This window comes from Mesorhizobium sp. RSR565B (assembly GCF_054719465.1).
The window spans coordinates 5,648,945-5,664,655 of sequence record NZ_JBTTIE010000001.1; the positions used below are offsets into that span (position 1 = coordinate 5,648,945).

18 protein-coding genes are annotated in these 15,711 nt (G+C 63.7%); 4 read left to right on the plus strand and 14 right to left on the minus strand.

Annotated features, from left to right (window positions below; translation table 11 throughout):
- Positions 1–4: 4 nt before the first annotated feature.
- From ACYG9R_RS27250 to ACYG9R_RS27260, 3 genes are all read right to left on the minus strand, one after another.
- Positions 5–1,267 (minus strand): cysteine desulfurase-like protein, encoded by a 1,263-nt coding sequence (locus ACYG9R_RS27250; RefSeq protein ID WP_023825100.1) that lies wholly within the window; start codon positions 1,265–1,267, stop codon positions 5–7.
- Between the two features lie 52 nt (positions 1,268–1,319).
- On the minus strand, positions 1,320–2,387 hold the full coding sequence (locus tag ACYG9R_RS27255) for an aldo/keto reductase (protein WP_023825101.1): 1,068 nt from the start codon (positions 2,385–2,387) through the stop codon (positions 1,320–1,322).
- A gap of 118 nt (positions 2,388–2,505) precedes the next feature.
- Positions 2,506–3,048 carry a hypothetical protein gene (locus tag ACYG9R_RS27260; protein WP_023731182.1) on the minus strand — a complete coding sequence of 181 codons (543 nt, stop codon included), beginning with the start codon at positions 3,046–3,048 and terminating at the stop codon, positions 2,506–2,508.
- A 330-nt stretch (positions 3,049–3,378) separates the two neighbouring features.
- Between ACYG9R_RS27260 and ACYG9R_RS27265 the strand changes: the two genes are divergently transcribed.
- Complete coding sequence (locus tag ACYG9R_RS27265; protein ID WP_023825102.1) at positions 3,379–3,543, plus strand: hypothetical protein; 165 nt, start codon at positions 3,379–3,381, stop codon at positions 3,541–3,543.
- 75 nt (positions 3,544–3,618) lie between these two features.
- On the opposite strand, the gene ACYG9R_RS27270 is transcribed toward ACYG9R_RS27265, so the two are convergent.
- The gene (locus ACYG9R_RS27270; protein ID WP_023669071.1) at positions 3,619–4,125 is read right to left on the minus strand and encodes a DUF1993 domain-containing protein; all 507 of its coding nucleotides are present in this window, start codon (positions 4,123–4,125) and stop codon (positions 3,619–3,621) included.
- A gap of 124 nt (positions 4,126–4,249) precedes the next feature.
- Between ACYG9R_RS27270 and ACYG9R_RS27275 the strand changes: the two genes are divergently transcribed.
- Positions 4,250–5,308 (plus strand): DUF1176 domain-containing protein, encoded by a 1,059-nt coding sequence (locus ACYG9R_RS27275; RefSeq protein ID WP_023825103.1) that lies wholly within the window; start codon positions 4,250–4,252, stop codon positions 5,306–5,308.
- A gap of 36 nt (positions 5,309–5,344) precedes the next feature.
- Here ACYG9R_RS27275 and ACYG9R_RS27280 read toward each other — a convergent pair whose 3' ends face one another.
- From ACYG9R_RS27280 to ACYG9R_RS27320, 9 genes are all read right to left on the minus strand, one after another.
- On the minus strand, positions 5,345–5,734 hold the full coding sequence (locus ACYG9R_RS27280; protein ID WP_245260149.1) for an alpha/beta fold hydrolase: 390 nt from the start codon (positions 5,732–5,734) through the stop codon (positions 5,345–5,347).
- A gap of 29 nt (positions 5,735–5,763) precedes the next feature.
- Positions 5,764–6,549, minus strand: a complete 786-nt coding sequence (locus ACYG9R_RS27285) for an epoxide hydrolase family protein (protein ID WP_245260150.1) — start codon at positions 6,547–6,549, stop codon at positions 5,764–5,766.
- A gap of 74 nt (positions 6,550–6,623) precedes the next feature.
- Positions 6,624–7,535, minus strand: coding sequence for an alpha/beta hydrolase family protein (locus ACYG9R_RS27290; protein WP_245260151.1), 912 nt, complete (start codon positions 7,533–7,535; stop codon positions 6,624–6,626).
- Between the two features lie 185 nt (positions 7,536–7,720).
- Positions 7,721–9,331: an NTP transferase domain-containing protein gene (locus ACYG9R_RS27295; RefSeq protein ID WP_023726915.1), complete on the minus strand. Its 1,611-nt coding sequence runs from the start codon at positions 9,329–9,331 to the stop codon at positions 7,721–7,723.
- Entirely contained in the window at positions 9,328–10,032 is a 705-nt protein-coding gene (locus ACYG9R_RS27300) for an XdhC family protein (RefSeq protein WP_023669076.1), read from the minus strand. Before ACYG9R_RS27300 ends, ACYG9R_RS27295 begins: the two co-directional genes overlap by 4 nt.
- A gap of 2 nt (positions 10,033–10,034) precedes the next feature.
- Positions 10,035–10,373, minus strand: coding sequence for an XdhC family protein (locus ACYG9R_RS27305; protein ID WP_023734542.1), 339 nt, complete (start codon positions 10,371–10,373; stop codon positions 10,035–10,037).
- Between the two features lie 58 nt (positions 10,374–10,431).
- Positions 10,432–11,697: a vWA domain-containing protein gene (locus ACYG9R_RS27310; RefSeq protein WP_023754386.1), complete on the minus strand. Its 1,266-nt coding sequence runs from the start codon at positions 11,695–11,697 to the stop codon at positions 10,432–10,434.
- 4 nt (positions 11,698–11,701) lie between these two features.
- Entirely contained in the window at positions 11,702–12,631 is a 930-nt protein-coding gene (locus ACYG9R_RS27315) for an AAA family ATPase (protein ID WP_023734540.1), read from the minus strand.
- Positions 12,628–13,155: a flavin reductase gene (locus ACYG9R_RS27320; RefSeq protein ID WP_023690179.1), complete on the minus strand. Its 528-nt coding sequence runs from the start codon at positions 13,153–13,155 to the stop codon at positions 12,628–12,630. Before ACYG9R_RS27320 ends, ACYG9R_RS27315 begins: the two co-directional genes overlap by 4 nt.
- A 180-nt stretch (positions 13,156–13,335) precedes the next feature.
- Between ACYG9R_RS27320 and ACYG9R_RS27325 the strand changes: the two genes are divergently transcribed.
- Entirely contained in the window at positions 13,336–14,406 is a 1,071-nt protein-coding gene (locus ACYG9R_RS27325) for a branched-chain amino acid ABC transporter substrate-binding protein (RefSeq protein WP_023825104.1), read from the plus strand.
- Positions 14,406–15,425, plus strand: coding sequence for a P1 family peptidase (locus ACYG9R_RS27330; protein WP_023754384.1), 1,020 nt, complete (start codon positions 14,406–14,408; stop codon positions 15,423–15,425). The genes ACYG9R_RS27325 and ACYG9R_RS27330 overlap by 1 nt, the downstream gene beginning before the upstream one ends.
- A 7-nt stretch (positions 15,426–15,432) precedes the next feature.
- On the opposite strand, the gene ACYG9R_RS27335 is transcribed toward ACYG9R_RS27330, so the two are convergent.
- Positions 15,433–15,687 (minus strand): DUF2171 domain-containing protein, encoded by a 255-nt coding sequence (locus ACYG9R_RS27335; protein WP_023825105.1) that lies wholly within the window; start codon positions 15,685–15,687, stop codon positions 15,433–15,435.
- Between the last annotated feature and the right edge of the window lie 24 nt (positions 15,688–15,711).

Genomic DNA, 15,711 nt, shown 5'->3' on the forward strand with positions numbered 1-15,711 from the left:
CTGACTAGCGCTGCTGCCTCAGCATGGCGATCACCCGGTGCACGCTTTCCAACGTCTCGTCGATCTCTGCCGCCGTGTTGTAGTGCGCAATACCGATGCGCACGACTCCCTGCTCGGCCGGAATGCCGAGATGGTGGACGATCTCCCAGGCGTAGTTGTGACCCGACCATAGAAAAATGTTCTCGGCATTCATCTGCCGCACGATCGTCTCTGGCACGATGCCGTCGACGGTGAAGGACACGGTCGGCACGCGCTCAATGACACGCTTCTGATCTGTGATGCCGCGGATGGTCAGGCCCTCAATGGCGGACAGCCCATCGATCAGCCTCAGCGCCAGCGGGTTTTCGTAGGCGATCGACACTTCGTATGCCTTTGCGATCTTTTGCCTTCGCGAACCGCCCTCGCCGGCCGCAGCACCGAGTTCGGCGAAGTAATCGACCGCTGCGGTAAGTCCGGCCATCAGTTCGATCTGCGGCGTACCGAGTTCGAAGCGCTCCGGCAGGCCATTGGACGAGCAACGGCATTTGTAGGGTTTCAGCGCATCGATGATGTCGCGGCGGCCCCAAAGAATGCCCATGTGCGGGCCGAAGAACTTGTAGGCAGAGCAAACCAGGAAGTCGCAGCCGAGGTCCTGCACGTCGACCAGCCCATGCGGCGCGAACTGCACGGCGTCGACATAGACCACCGCGCCGGCCTGTTTGGCGATGGCCGTCAGCGCTTTCACCCGATTGATCGAGCCGGTGAGGTTCGAGGCATAGTTCAGCGCAACGAGTTTTGTCCTGTCGGTAAGCAGAGCGCTGAGCGCCGCCTCCTCGACCTGCCAGCTGTTCTCGTCGAAAGGCAGGAAGCGCACCAAGAGGCCAAGATCTTCGGCCAGTTGCAGCCAGGGCGAGACATTGCCCTCATGATCCATGCGGGTGACGATGATCTCGTCGCCCGGCTTGAAGCCGCGGCCGAGCGTGCGCGACATGTGATAGGTCAGCGTCGTCATATTGGCGCCGATGATGATTTCCTCAGCGCTCGCTGCACCCAGGAAATCGGCCATCGCCGCATGGGCGCCGTCGACCACCTGTTGCGCGGCAAGCGTGGTTTCGAAATAGCCGCCGAGATTGGCGTTGGTGGTGAGGAGGCAGCGCGCCACCGCGTCGGCAACCGCTTGCGGCACCTGCGTGCCGGCCGGATTGTCGAGATAGATGCGCCGGCGGCCCTTGTCGGTCAGGTCCAGCGCCGGAAATTTTCCCCTGACGGTCTCGATCGGAAAATCCATGGCTGTCCCCTTCCCCTTGTCTTTGCTCGGCAATCCCGGCCAAACGGTCTGCTTATGGGCACGGATTGCCGACGCGCTGGTGGATCGCATCCACGCCCTTCTGCATCTCGTCGGTCCAGGTCACGTCGGCTGACGACAGCGCCATCTCAAGCTGGGCAATCGTCGTCGCGCCGATGATGCTGGAGGTGACGAACGGCCGGCTGGCGACATAGGCGTTGGCAAACAGCGCAGGTTCAAGGCCGAAGGAGCGCGCCAGCTCATTGTATTCGAGCTGTGCCTCCGCCGCATTCGGCGTCTCGTAGCGCTGGCCGCGGTTGAAGAGCTGCGAGCGCGAACCCTGCGGCCGTGCGCCATGGTCGTATTTGCCGGTGAGATAGCCCTGCGCCAGCGGCGAATAGGCGAGAAAGCCGACATCCTCGCGTTCGCAGGCCTCGGCGAGGTTCACCTCGAACGTGCGGTTGACCAGATTGTAGGCGTTCTGCAGCGAAACGACGCGCGGGCCGACGCCCTTGTCGGCCTCGGCAATGAAGCGCATGACGCCCCAGGAGCTTTCGTTCGACAGGCCGAGATGGCGGATCTTTCCTGCCTTCACCAGTTCATCGAAGACAGCCAGCGTCTCGGCGATCGGCGTCTCGCCGGGCGGCGCGCCAACGGCATCGGCACGGCGCGGCACAGCACCCACGCGGGTCGGGTTGGCGCCCCAGGGGATGTCGCGCTCCGGCCAATGGATCTGATAGAGATCGAGATAGTCGGTGCCGAGCTTGGCCAGCGATTTGTCGATGGCGTCAAAGATGTCGGCGCGCACCAGCTTCGACGGGCGGCCGCCACGAAACCAGCTGTTGGCGGTGCGGCCGACCACTTTCGAGGCCAGGATGACCTTGTCGCGGTTGCCCTTGGCCTTCATCCAGCTGCCGATGAACTTCTCCGTCCGCCCCTGCGTTTCCTCTTTGGGCGGGATCGGGTAGAGCTCGGCGGTGTCGATGAAATTCACGCCGCGCTCAAAAGCCAGATCCATCTGCGCGTGGCCATCGGCTTCGGTGTTCTGCTCGCCCCAGGTCATCGACCCCAGGCAGATCTGGGTAACAAGAAGATCGGTCCGACCGAGACGGCGTTTGTGCATGGAATTTCTCCGGCGGGAATGCTGGGCGCGACAGCGCGGGAAGGAAGTCGCATCTATAGGGAAAGCGGCGCCGCTCTCCAACCCTCAGCGGACCGACTTTTGCGTGAAGGAGGAAAAGTTAGCGCCTTGCGCCGGCCAGCGCGCGCCGCTTGGCCTCGTCGATCAGCATGTTGGCCACCTGCATGCGGATCATGGCGCGCTGGCGCAGATGCGGCGCGACTCGGTCGGGGTGGTTGGCGAAGGCGAAGCTGCGGCGCATGCGGCCGAGATCGGCGTTCTTGACTGGATGATCGAGGCCGAGCTCGACGGCGATCGCGTCAGGGTCGATCGGCGGCAGCTTTTCCTCGGGCTTTGCCTCCTCGCCGGCCAGCGCCAGCTTGGCATGATCGAGAAGGGCGGCAAATTCTGCGGCCAGATCGGCTCCCGCCTCGCGGTATTCGGCGGCGAATGTTTCGCCCGAGACCTTGATGCGGCCGGAATGAAGCTCGTCGGCCACGGAGAGATAGTCGAACGGGATCGACGGCCGCGCGCCGGTCTCCTCGCCCGCCTCGTCCTTGTCGGAGGCAACGAACAGATCGTCGAGCAAGGAAGCGAAATCCCGCTTGGCGCCGATGTCAGCCTCCCCCTCGTTTAAGCGTGCGAACAGAGCCGGTCGCAGCATAGAACCGGCTCGTTAAAAATGAATGCCGCTGATCTTAACCAGTTTAGGCGTTTGCGAGGCTTGCGCGGGCCCGGTTGGCGATGTGCAAGACCCAACAAAAAGCCGGACTGCATTTGCATGCAGTCCGGAAATTCGCCAGGAGTGGCGAGGAAAAGCCGGCCATGTGCCAGCGTCTATGCATACGGTGGGGATGCGCCACAAGTTTCAGCGCACGCGGCAATTGTGCCGAAAAAAATTCGCTTGGCATGGCTGCCATGCAAATGCTGCACTGCACAATCTTCACAATTTTCCTATATTCGGCGCCGTGGAGGATCAACAAGGGGCCGAATCATGGGGTTCTTCACTGAAATGTTTGCCCGTCCGCGTCCGCAGGAGTATCAGCGTTATCGTTCCGCCCTGGCACTGCTGCACTCGATGAGCAATGCCGAACGCGCCGACATCGGCGTCAAGCCGGCCGATTTCCCACGCATCGCGCGCGAAATGTCACTGCGTTGAGTAAGCCTTGGCACTGAACCAGCGTCATACGAAGTTTCCCGGCAGCGGCCGGGAAACCTCGCAACGCGCAATTCGTCAACGATTACCGAGATAGGCGCCCTTGGTCAGCGGCACGCCATTGTGGCGCAGGATGTCGTAGGCGGTGGTCACGTGGAAATAGAAGTTGGGCATGGCGACATGCAGCAGATACTGCATGCCGGGCATCGAGGCTTCGCGCTGGCCAAACTTCAGTTCGACCACCCTTTCATCCGAACCATCGAATTCGGCGGCCGAGAATGACGCCAGCAGATCGAGCGTCTTGGTCAGGCGCGCCTGAAGCTCGGCGAAGGTCGCTTCATTGTCTTCGTATTTCGGCACCTCGCGACGGGCCAGCCGTGATGGCGCGCCCTTGGCGTGGTCGGTGGCGACCTGCACCTGCCTGACCAGCGCGTACATGTCGGGCGCCAACCTCGCGGTCAAAAACACCTGCGGGTCGATCTTGCGCTCGGTTGCATTCTGTTCGGCCGCCGACAGCACGCCGGACAGCGCCTTCAGCCTGGCCGAAAACACCGGCACCGAGGCTTCATACATCGATAGTGTCACGTTCAAATCTCCATTGCGGCTGAAGCGCCGACGGCGGGACGTAGCGCCTTCCCGGAGGATTTTTCAAGCGTCACCACGTCGCCGCAATCTCTATGATAGACTCCTTCGTGGTGGAGATTCTCCGATGAGACGCGTCTTTCTGGCAGCGGCCGCCTTTTGCTCCCTTGCCGCATCCGGCCAGGCTGTGTTCGCCGACGATGAACCGGCAGCCGATGACCAGGCCCCTTACGTCGATGACAGGTCAGACGCCGCAGCCGTCATCCGCTCGCTCTACAGCGCCATCAACCGGCACGAATTCGCTCGCGCCTGGGCTTACTACGGCAATACCAAGCCGGCAAAGGATTTTGATACCTTCGTCAAGGGCTATGACGGCACCTACAAGGTCGACGTCGAAACCGGCGCCATTTCCGATGAAGGTGCGGCCGGCAGCATCTATTACAGCGTTCCTGTCGCCATCCGCGCCACCGACAAGGACGGCAATGAAGCGGTCTTCGCCGGCTGCTACACGCTGCGCCAGGTCAGCGCTCAGATCCAGGCCCCGCCGTTCCGACCGATCTTTATCGACAAGGGCGCGCTGAAGCCGTCCAAGGCCGATTTCGAGGAGGCGCTGCCGCCAAGCTGTGGTGACGGGCCGCCGCCGCCGAAGAAGGACACCGCACTCGAGCACGTGAAGAAACTGTTCGCCGCTGATTATGGCGATCAGTGTGACAAGCAATTTCTCGGCGAGGAGCCGAACATCTTTTCGATCAAATACAAGGCAAAGGATGCGGCTGCCAGCGATCCCGACAAGGAAACGCGGCTTTTCGAGTTCTACTGCCAAGCGGCAGCCTATAACGCAAGTTCGGTCTACTACATGACCGACGAAGTATCGGGCGTGCGGCAGTTGCAGTTCACCGAGCCCGAAATGGATATCCGTTACGAGAACAATGACAGCGACGGCAAACTGCTGGGCATGGATATCATCGGCTTCCGCACAACCGGCTGGGCGGCCAATTCCGAATATGACGAAGAAGCCAAGACGCTGACCACGTTCAACAAATGGCGCGGCATCGGCGACGCCTCGGACAAGGGGATATACCTGTTCCGTAACGGGGATTTCTCCCTCGTCCAATATGATGTGGACGCGTCTTACGATGGCGAGGAGAACCCGCAGACGGTGGTCGACTACAACACCGCGCCGTAGGGGTCTTAGCAGGAACCGCCGCGCTCAAGCAGTCCTTCACATTCGCCTTCTCGTTTCAGGCCGGGAACGCATCGGCCGGAAGAAGGCGCGAATGTCTTCGACCAGAAGACTCGGTTCCTCCAGCGCAGCGAAATGGCCGCCTCGCGGCATCGATGTCCATCGCTGAACGTCAAAGACCCGCGCCACCCAGGATCGAGGCGGCATCGGCAACTCGCGAGGGAAAAGCGCTACCCCAAATGGCGGCGAAACGCGTTCCAGCGTCTCGAACGCAAGAGGGAACAGTCGATTCTCCTTGTAGAGCCGCAAGGACGAGGTGAGCGCGTTGCTGAACCAATAGAGCGAAACATCCGTAAGGAGCGTGTCCATGCCGAAGGTGCGCTCCACGTCACCGTCGCAATCGCTCCAGCTACGGAACTTCTCGATCATCCAGGCTGCGAGACCGATCGGCGAGTCTGTCAGAGCATAAGCAAGCGTCTGAGGCTTCGTGCCCTGCAGATCGGCATAGGCGCCCTCCGTTGCCGTCCAGGCGCGGCGTTGTCCAGAAAGGCCTGCTCCTCAACGGTGACGGGTGGCAGACCTGCACCCAAGGGTGGCCGATAGCTCCCGGGAATGTAATTGACGTGGACGCCAAGCACGCTTTCGGAATGGAGCCGTGCCATCCAGGCGGAAACGCCCGCCCCGATGTCGCCTCCTTGGGAAGCGAAGCGGTCGTAGCCGAGCCCCCGCATCAACTGTACCCATAACTCCGCGATGCGGCCGGAATGGAAGCCTGGTTCCGTCGGCGCCTGGGAAAAGCCGTATCCGGGCAAGGAGGGAACTACCACGTGGAAAGCGTCGGCCGGGTCACCACCATGGGCAGCTGGGTCTGCCAGCAATGGAATGACGTGTTCCATTTCGATGAACGAGCCGGGCCAGCCATGCGTTATGATCAGCGGCAGCGGCGCCGGTCCGTTGCCTGGCTGGTGGACAAAGTGGACATCTAGGTTGTTCAGCCTCGTCAGATATTGCGGCAGCCGGTTCAGCCGCGCCTCTTGCACTCTCCAGTCGAAGCGGTCTCGCCAGTAATCCGCAAGGCGCTTGATGAACGGCAGGTCGGCCCCATCACTCCAGCCCGCTTCGCTTAGCGGAATTGGCCATCGTGTTGCGCTAAGCCGGCGCTGGAGATCTTCAAGTTGTTCGTTCGGAATTTGGATCTTGAAGGGGTGAGCGTCCATCGCTGTGCTTCCGATCTGTTGGATCATATCAGCCTACCCCAGTAAGGATATCGGCCGAACCATGATCGCCAAAACCAACGGGCACCTCTGGGCCATATGCCTCAGGGCGCTTTTGACAGCATCCAGTTCAACGTTTGGCGCCAGTCCACCATGCGGATCGGCGTGCCGTGGGTGCCCGTTTCAAAACGGACGAACCGGGTCGGATAGGCTTTCGAGTTCGCAATGATGGAGCGGAAGAAGGCTTCCTGTTTCTCCACGGGAAAGACCGGGTCCTTGCTGCCCTGGCCGAAAAACACCGGCACGTGACGCCTGTAAGCCGGGCTCGAAAGGAAGCTGTCATCCCATAGCGAGCCGAGCAGCAGCAGCCCGCTGATGCGCCGTCCGGTATCGTCGCGGCCGGCAAGTTTCCAGCACAGCGCACCACCCATCGAGCCGCAGGCGACGAAAATCTTCGCGTCCGGCGAGGCCTCGGCATAGTGGCCGATCAGGGCTGCGATCTGCGCCGCGCCCTTGTCGCCGAAATCGGTGAAATCGGGTGAGAGATAAAGGCCGCCATTGCCGGCCATCAGGTTCTTGATGCGGTTGAAATTGCCGCCGAAGGTGAAGTCGTCGACACCCTGCTTGCGGCTGCCGCCCTGCCCGTGCAGGTAAAGCACGATGATGCCGGCGCCATCGGTCTTGCCGACAGCGACATGCCTGACATCGCCGGCATCGGTTTTCAGCATCAAATCCTGCTGCACCTTGCGCACGCCGGTGTCGGTATACTGCGCATGCACGCGCTTTTCCGGCACTTCGTCGCGGTCGTTGATGTCGCGCATCTCGCGATAGTCGATGACGGTGTAGGCGCCTTTGTCCGTGGACGAGAGCGTCGCCGGATAGGCGAAGAGGTCATCCTTGTAGGGTTTTAGTTCGAGCGCGTCGGCGTGGGCGGCAGAGAACAGGAAAAAGAGCGAAATCAGAAGGCTATGGAGCGCGGCCGCCCCCCTCTGGGCTGCCGGCCATCTCCCCCTCAAGGGGGGAGATTGGATATCACGCCGCCTTCCGCCAATCTTCAAAGCTGCAGGATAGACGCCGCCATCGAGGCTGCTGATCTCCCCCCTTGAGGGGGAGATGGCCGGCAGGCCAGAGGGGGGTAGAAGCGCTGAGGCAAGTAAAGAGAGAGCCATGCTAAAGGCATGCGTTTTTCGGCTTCGCTTTGTCAATCCTGCAGCACGCCGCCGGCGTCTTCCAGCGCCTCGCGGGTGTCGACATCGATCGACGCGCCGTCGCCGATCTCGACGTCGATGACATCCAGTCCCTCGGCCTCGACCAGATGGCGGGCGCCGGTGTCGCCCTCGAGGTGAGCGATGCCTCCAAACAGCGCGCGTGGCAGCAGCACCGGATTGCCGCGGCGGCCGTCATGGGCGGCACGCACCACTGAGCGGCCGCCGTCCCTACGGAAGGCCTCGATCAACCGGTCGAGATCGGCCGATGAGATACCCGGCATGTCGCCGAGGACGATCATGGCGCCGGCCGCCTCGGCTCCAACGCGGGCAATGCCGGCTTTTAGAGACGAGGACAGGCCGTCGGCAAAATCCGGATTGTCGGCGAAGATCACGTCGAGGCCGGTCAAGGCTTGGTGCACCCGCTCACGCTGGTGGCCGGTGACGACAACGGTGCTGGTTGCCTTCGAGGCCAGTGCGCGCTCGACTGTCCGGCGCACCAGCGGTTTGCCGTCGAACAGCGCCAGAAGCTTGTTCGGCCCGCCCATGCGGCTGGAGCGACCGGCGGCCAGAAGCACGATCTCGACCTTCAGCCCGGCTCTCGCCGGCAGCGGCTCGCGCGGCTGCGGCCGGGTCGGGATTTCCATCAAGAGGCCGCCAACGCCCATGCCGGCGATGTCCTTGGCGGTGACGTCGAGGCCGGCGATCAGCCTGTCGAGCACCCAATCGAAACCGTTCTCCTTGGGGCTGCGGGCGCAACCGGGCGCGCCGATGACGCGCTTGCCGTCGAGCGTGCCCAGCACCAGCAGATTGCCGGGATCGACGGGCATGCCCGCGCGGATCACCGTGCCACCTGCTGCCTCGATCGCCGCCGGAACGACATCGTTGAAATCGCTCATCGCCGAGGCGCCGAAGATCACCACCATGTCGTTGTCGCGCGCCAGCGCGGCCGCTGCCTCGGCTACAGGCGCGATCTCGTGCGGCGTGCGGCGCTCCGTCGTCAGCCGGCCGCCGGAGCGTGCCAGCCGGGCCTCGGTGACGCGCAGCGTCTTGTCGAGCACGCTGGCCTTAATGCCGGGCAGCATCGTCTGAATGACGCCGATGCGCACCGGATGGTAGGCGTTGACGGCGAAGATCTCGCCGCCGGCGCAGATCTTCGTCACCTTGTCGACCAGAGCCGTGGCAACAGCGAACGGGATGATCTTGACCGTCGCCACCATTTGCCCCGTCTCGACAGGTGCGTGCTGCGCCAGCGTGGCGATGGTGATGGTCGGGTCGACCGCATTGATGGCGTCGATCATGGCGGCATCGACGGTGAAGAGACCGGCGGCCTTGGCATGGAGGTTGACGCGGCCGGTCGCGGCCGGTTTTGCCTCGATGTTGCGGTGGGCCATGCTGGCAGCAATCTTTTCGGCCGCCGCATCCTCGCTGAGGTCATCGGCGGCAAGCACCGCCACGACGATCTCGGTAATGCCGGCCGCCTTCAGCACCGCCACGTCCTGCGTGCTCAGCCTGTGCGCCTTGCGGAAACGCCGCTCGCCCGCCGTCGTGGCATGCGCCAGCACCGCGCCTTGCGCCTGATCGATCGGGATCGGCCCGAACTTCACGCCGCCGCGCCTTTGGCTTCGAGACCGCGCGAGCGAAAGGCGTGGATCGTCTGCGCCAGGATGGCGACGGCGATCTCGGCCGGGCTCGCCGCGCCAATGTCGATACCGATCGGTGCGTGGATGCGGGCGATCTGGTCGGCGCTGGCGCCGAGCGCCAGCAGGCGCTCGACGCGCCTGGCGTGTGTTTTGCGGCTGCCGAGTGCGCCGACATAGAAACAGTTGGCGTCGAGCGCGGCCTTCAGTGCGAAATCGTCGATCTTCGGATCATGGGTGACGGCGGCGAGCGCCGTATAGCTGTCGAGCGGCTGGCGTTTCAGCACATCCTCCGGCCATTCGGCATGGAGTGCTACATCGGGAAAACGGTCCGGGGTGGCGAAGGCGGTGCGCGGATCGACGATCTCCAGGGGATAGCCGGCGATCCTGGCCATCGGCGCCAGCGCCTGACTGATATGGACGGCGCCGACTACCACCAGGCGCGGCTGCGGCAAATGCGCGTTGAGGAAGAAGGTGCGCCCTTCAGCCTCGACCGAACCCGAATTGCCGGTGCGGAAAGCCTTGGCGATCGCTTGCCCGAGATCGCCGGCAACCTGGTCGCCTTCTCGCACGATGCGGTCGCGGCCGTCGCCGAGATCGGTGACCAGGATCGCGGCGCGGCGGGCCCGGCGTTCGGCATTGAGGGCTTTGAGAGCGTAGGGATCCATGCCTAACCGAGCCGCTCCACATAGACCTTGATGCGGCCGCCGCAGGATAGGCCGACCTGCCAGGCGGTCTCGTCGGCAACGCCGAACTCCAGCATTTTGGCCTTACCGCTGTCGATGACGTCGATCGCCTCGCTTACCACGGCGCCCTCGACGCAGCCGCCCGAGACCGAGCCGTGGAAATTGCCTTCGGCGTCGATGACCAGATGACTGCCGACCGGCCTCGGCGCCGAACCCCAGGTCTCGACCACAGTGGCGATGGCGACATCCTTGCCGTCCTTCATCCAGCCCTCCGCGATAATCAGCGGATCGCGGGCTTCATCGAGATAGATGCTGTTGTCCATGATCGCTTGCCTCAAAGTCTGTTTTTCTCTGGGAGCCTGTTTTCGGAATCCAATATGGCTATGCGGCGCGCCTGACACCAGCGTCCAGCCAGCGACGCGGATCGACCGAAGCGGCGGATTTCTTGTCCAGCGAGGCGCAGAGGTCGGCCAGCGCATCGAGATTGTGTACCGAGCGGAACTCGTCGACATGAGGCAGCATCGCTCTGACGCCGCGGGCCCGCGCCTCGAAGCCGCCAAAGCGCAGAAGCGGGTTGAGCCAGATCAGCCGCCGGCAGGATTTGTGCAGGCGATCCATTTCTTGCGACAGGCCGGAAACATCGTCGCGCTCCAAACCGTCGGTGATTAAAAGCACCACCGCGCCCTGCCCGAGCACGCGGCGTGACCAGTGCTTGTTGAACTCCGCCAGCGTATCGCCGATGCGGGTGCCGCCCGACCAGTCCTTGACCGCCGCCGAGCAGTCGGCAAGGGCGGCATCGGGGTCGCGATGGCGCATCTGCCGCGTGAGATTGGTCAGCCGCGTGCCGAAGACGAAGGTGTGCACGCGCCGCCGTTTTTCGGTCAGCGCATGCAGAAAGTGCAGGAAGATGCGCGTGTACTGGCTCATCGAACCGGAGATATCGGCGAGAACCACCAGCGGCGGATGCACTTCGCGGGCTGAGCGGAATTTCGGCAGGATCAGTTCGCCGCCGGTGCGCGCGGCCGAGCGCATCATGGCGCGTGGATCGATACGGCGGCCATGCAGGTCTGCCTTGAAGCGTCGGGTACGGACCATGTCGAACGGCAGCCGCAGCCGGGCAATCGCCTTCTTGGCGTCTGCCATCTCGTCGGCATTCATCTGGGCAAAGTCCTTGCCGCGCAGCACTTCATTCCCGGAGAAGGTTAGCCGGGCGTCGACTTCGATCTCCGGGATTTCCCTGACCGGCCGATTCTTCTCGTGGCCTTCGAACATGGCCTGGCTGACGCGGTTTTCTGCCGCGCGCGGCTTTTGCTTCTCCCTGGTGTCGGGCGCCACAGGCGAGAACATCGCCAGAAGTTTCTCGATCAGCTCGCGCGATTTCCAGAACAGCCGGAAGGCTTCGTCGAAAACAGGGTGATCCTCGTGCCGCGACACCAGCACGGCATGCAGCGTCCAGTAGAAATCGTCGCGCGAACCGATGCCGGCTGCCAGCACCGCCTCGATCCCATCCTTGACCGAAGCCGGCCCGACCCGCATGCCGGATTTGCGCAAGGTGCGGGCGAAATAGACGATGTTGTCGGCGATGCGCCCGTCTTCCGTCGCCTCTCTGGGGTCGGTCTCTTTGGGGTAAGCACCCGGCGCCTTCACTGCCCTACTCCGCCGCCGCCAGTTCGGCCTTGACCTCATCGAGGATGCGCCGGCCCTCGCCCGCGCCGATGCGGGCAATGTCGTCCTGGTATTTCAACAAAACGCCGATCGTGTCGGAGACGGTTTCGGGATCGAGCGCCACCTTGTCGAGTTCGGTCAGCGCGCCGGCCCAGTCGATGGTTTCGGCGACACCCGGCGCCTTGAACAGCTCGACCCGGCGCAGCTTCTGGATGAACGACACCACTTCCGCGGAAAGTCGGCTGTTGGCCTGCGGCACCTTGCGGCGCACGATCTCCAGCTCGCGCTCGGCATTGGGATAGTCGACCCAGTGATAGAGGCAGCGCCGCTTCAGCGCGTCGTGGATTTCGCGGGTGCGGTTGGTGGTGATGATGACGATCGGCGGCTCCTCCGCCTTGATCGTGCCAAGCTCGGGCACCGTCACCTGGAAGTCGGACAGAATTTCGAGCAGGAATGCTTCGAAAGCCTCGTCGGTGCGGTCGAGCTCATCGATCAGGAACACCGGGGCCGCACCCGCCTTGCCGGTCAGCGCATCGAGCACCGGGCGGCGGATCAGGTATTTTTCGGAAAAGACATTGCGCTCCATGTCGGAGGGGTCGACCGAGCCTGCCGCCTCCTCCATGCGGATCTCTATCATCTGCGCGGCGTAATTCCACTCATAGACAGCGGACGAGACGTCGAGCCCCTCATAGCATTGCAGGCGGATCAGCCGGCGGCCGAGTGCCTGCGCCAGCACCTTGGCGATCTCGGTCTTGCCGACGCCGGCCTCCCCTTCAAGGAACAGCGGCCGCTGCATGCGCAGGGACAGGAACAGCACCGTTGCCAGCGAGCGGTCCGCGACGTAGTCCGCGCCGGTCAGGAGATCGAGCGTTTCGTCGATCGTCCGCGGCGCGGGGCGCGGTTTCAGCTCGGTCATTCTTTCTCCGTTGCCGCCTCTGCTCCGCTCTGCAGCACGTGGTAGTCGCGGGCGTGGTAGATCAGCGGCCGCAAATTATCGCCCATGCGCAGGCCTGTCACCTTGCCAAAAAGCACACGATGGGTGGCGAGATCCTTGGTGTCGATCAATTCGCAGTCGAAAACCGCCAGAGCGCCCTTCAGGGTAGGCGCGCCCGTCGATATGACATCCCACTCGCCAAGCGCGAAACGCTCATCGGCCGACAGCCCGGTCAGGCCTGAAAACGCCACCGATAGGGGCTGCTGGTGCGAAGCCAGCGTGTTCAGCGCAAACCGGCCGTTTTGCACGAAGAGCTCGTTCTTGGCATTCTCGCGGTTGAGACAGACGAGAACCGTCGGCGGCGTGTCCGACACCGAACAGGCCGCAATCACCGTCGTGCCGCGTTTGCCGGCGGGCCCGTCGGTGGTCACCACATGGACGTGGCCGGCAAAATGCGCCATCGCGTCGCGATAGGCCTGAGGCCCTATGTCGTTCAACTTCAACACCGATGATTTTCCATAAGCGGGAATCCAAGCGTTATATATGGCGGCACACAATAGGCCACAAGCGAAGTGGTTGACGCCAATCCGCAAATTCCCGTGTTGCGCCTGGGACGGGCAGCCTTTAGGTCTTGGCGGAACAGACGCTGGAAGCATGCGACCGGCACGGAGGAATTCGTCGTCAGAATGCGACCCCCAACAGCTGTAATAGCGGCACTGCTCTGGCTGCTGCCGGCAAGCGCCGGCGCGCAGACGCTGCTTGTCGGCGTCGCCGCGCCCCTGTCCGGTCCGTCGGCGATCCTGGGCAAGCAGATTGAGGCGGGTGCTGCCCTGGCAGCAGAAGCCAACGGCGCCGAGATCAGGACGGCCGACGATGCCTGCACAGCCGATGGCGGCGCCGCCGCCGCGAGGGAGTTCGCGGCGGCGAAGGTCACGGTCGTCGTCGGCTTCCTCTGCACCGAGGCGATCCAGGCGGCGCTGCCGATCCTCAAGGACGCTGACATACCGGTCATCACCGTTGGCGTGCGCACCGAAAGCCTGACCGATCGCCGCGCCAAAACCGGCTGGCCGGTCTATCGGCTGGGGCCGCGCGGCGATGACGAGCGCAATGCGGTGGCCGCCATCCTGACCCGGCTGTGGCAGAGCGAATTGTTCGCCATCGTCGATGACGGCACCATCTATGGCCGCGAAATCGCCGAGACGCTGCGCGCCGCAGCGGAGCAGGCAGCGCTGAAGCCGGTCTTCACAGACACGTTCCGGCCCCAGCTCGACAACCAGATCGGGCTGATCGGCCGGCTGAAGAAGGCGGGCGCCACGCATGTCTTTGCCGGTGGCGACGGCGACGACATCGCCATTATGGGCCGCGACGCCGGCCAGCTCGAGGCCGGCATCGTCTTTGCCGGCGGCGAGAATTTGCGCACGCCACCCGGCGATGTGCCTTACGCCATCGGCACGCTGATGATCGCGCCGCCGGAATGGGCCGATGTCGCCGATCCCAAGGTGCTGGCGGCGTTTACGGCCAAAAACATCGCGCCTGATGGCTATTCCTTGCCTGCCTATGCGGCGGTGGAGATCGCCAAGACGGCCTCGGCGGTGTCCGAGGGCTCCGGCAAGGGGCTGGCCGACGCGCTAACCGGGCATGATTTCACCACCGCGATCGGGCCGCTGCGGTTCGACGACAAAGGCGATCTGAGCCAAAACCTCTATCGCGCCTTCCGCTTCGACGGGACGCGTTTCGTGCCGGCGGAGACGAACTGATGTTTCGCACCGGACCGCGCAATCTGATCACCGATGTCGCCGGCCTGCGCGTCGGCAACGCGTCGGACGCGAGGTTGAAATCGGGCGTCACGACCGTGCTGTGCGATGAACCGGCGGTCGGAGGCGTGCAGATCCTCGGCGGCGCGCCGGGCACGCGCGAGACCGACCTGCTCGAACCGCACAATTCCATCGAGGCGGTCCATGCCGTGGTTCTCTCGGGCGGCTCGGCCTTCGGCCTCGACGCCGCATCGGGCGTGCAGGCGGCGTTGCGTGAAAACGGCATAGGGATCGATGTCGGCGGCTTTCGCGTGCCGATCGTGCCGGCAGCGATCCTGTTTGACCTGCGCAATGGCGGCGACAAGGATTGGGGCCAGTACCCCCCCTACCGTGACCTTGGCTACGAAGCCGCCCAGGCGGCAACAGTCGACTTTCCGCTCGGCACAATCGGCGCCGGCACCGGCGCGCTAAGCTCCGGGCTGAAGGGCGGCCTCGGCTCGGCCTCGACCGTGCTCGACAGCGGCGTCACCATCGGCGCACTGGCCGCCGCCAACCCGACCGGCTCGGTGACGATTGCGCGTACACGCTATTTCTGGGCGGCGCCATTCGAGATCGGCGATGAATTCGGAGGCCTCGGCTATCCCTCGCCGATGCCGGACGACGCCAGGCGGATCCTGTTGAAATACCGCAACAAGCGTGTCGGTGGACAAGCCGAGGCCGGAGGCAACACCACCATCGCCGTCATCGCCACCGACGCCGTGCTGACCAAGGCGGCAGCCAAGCGGCTGGCCATTTCAGCGCATGACGGCTTCGTGCGCGCCATCTGGCCGGTGCACACGCCGGCTGACGGCGATCTGGTGTTCGCGCTGGCGACGGGCAAGAGCGGCATAGAACTCAGCGCCGACGATGCCGTCGATTTCTTTGCCGCCGCCGGCGCCACCATGGCGCGCGCCATCAGCCGCGGCATCCATGCCGCGACGCCGGCCGAAGGCGATCTGTTTGCGGTGTGGTCGTCGCGCTGACTTTCAATCAGGTCGGGTCGGACTCTTCTTCCTCGAAGCTGACCGCGACATCCGAATTTGCCGACAGCCAGACTTTCTGGCCCTCGACCTCGGCAAGCAGGCTCAAGGGAATGTAGTGGTGATGCCCCTGATGGGCGCCCTCGCCGCTGTCGGCCTTGGTCAACTTGATCCGCTCGCCATCGACCCGGTCGACGGTGCCGATGTGAACGCCGTCGGCGCCGATCACTTCCATATGCTCGCGAATCTTGCTGGCCTCAGTCATGGGGTGTTCTCCTTTTGAAAACGA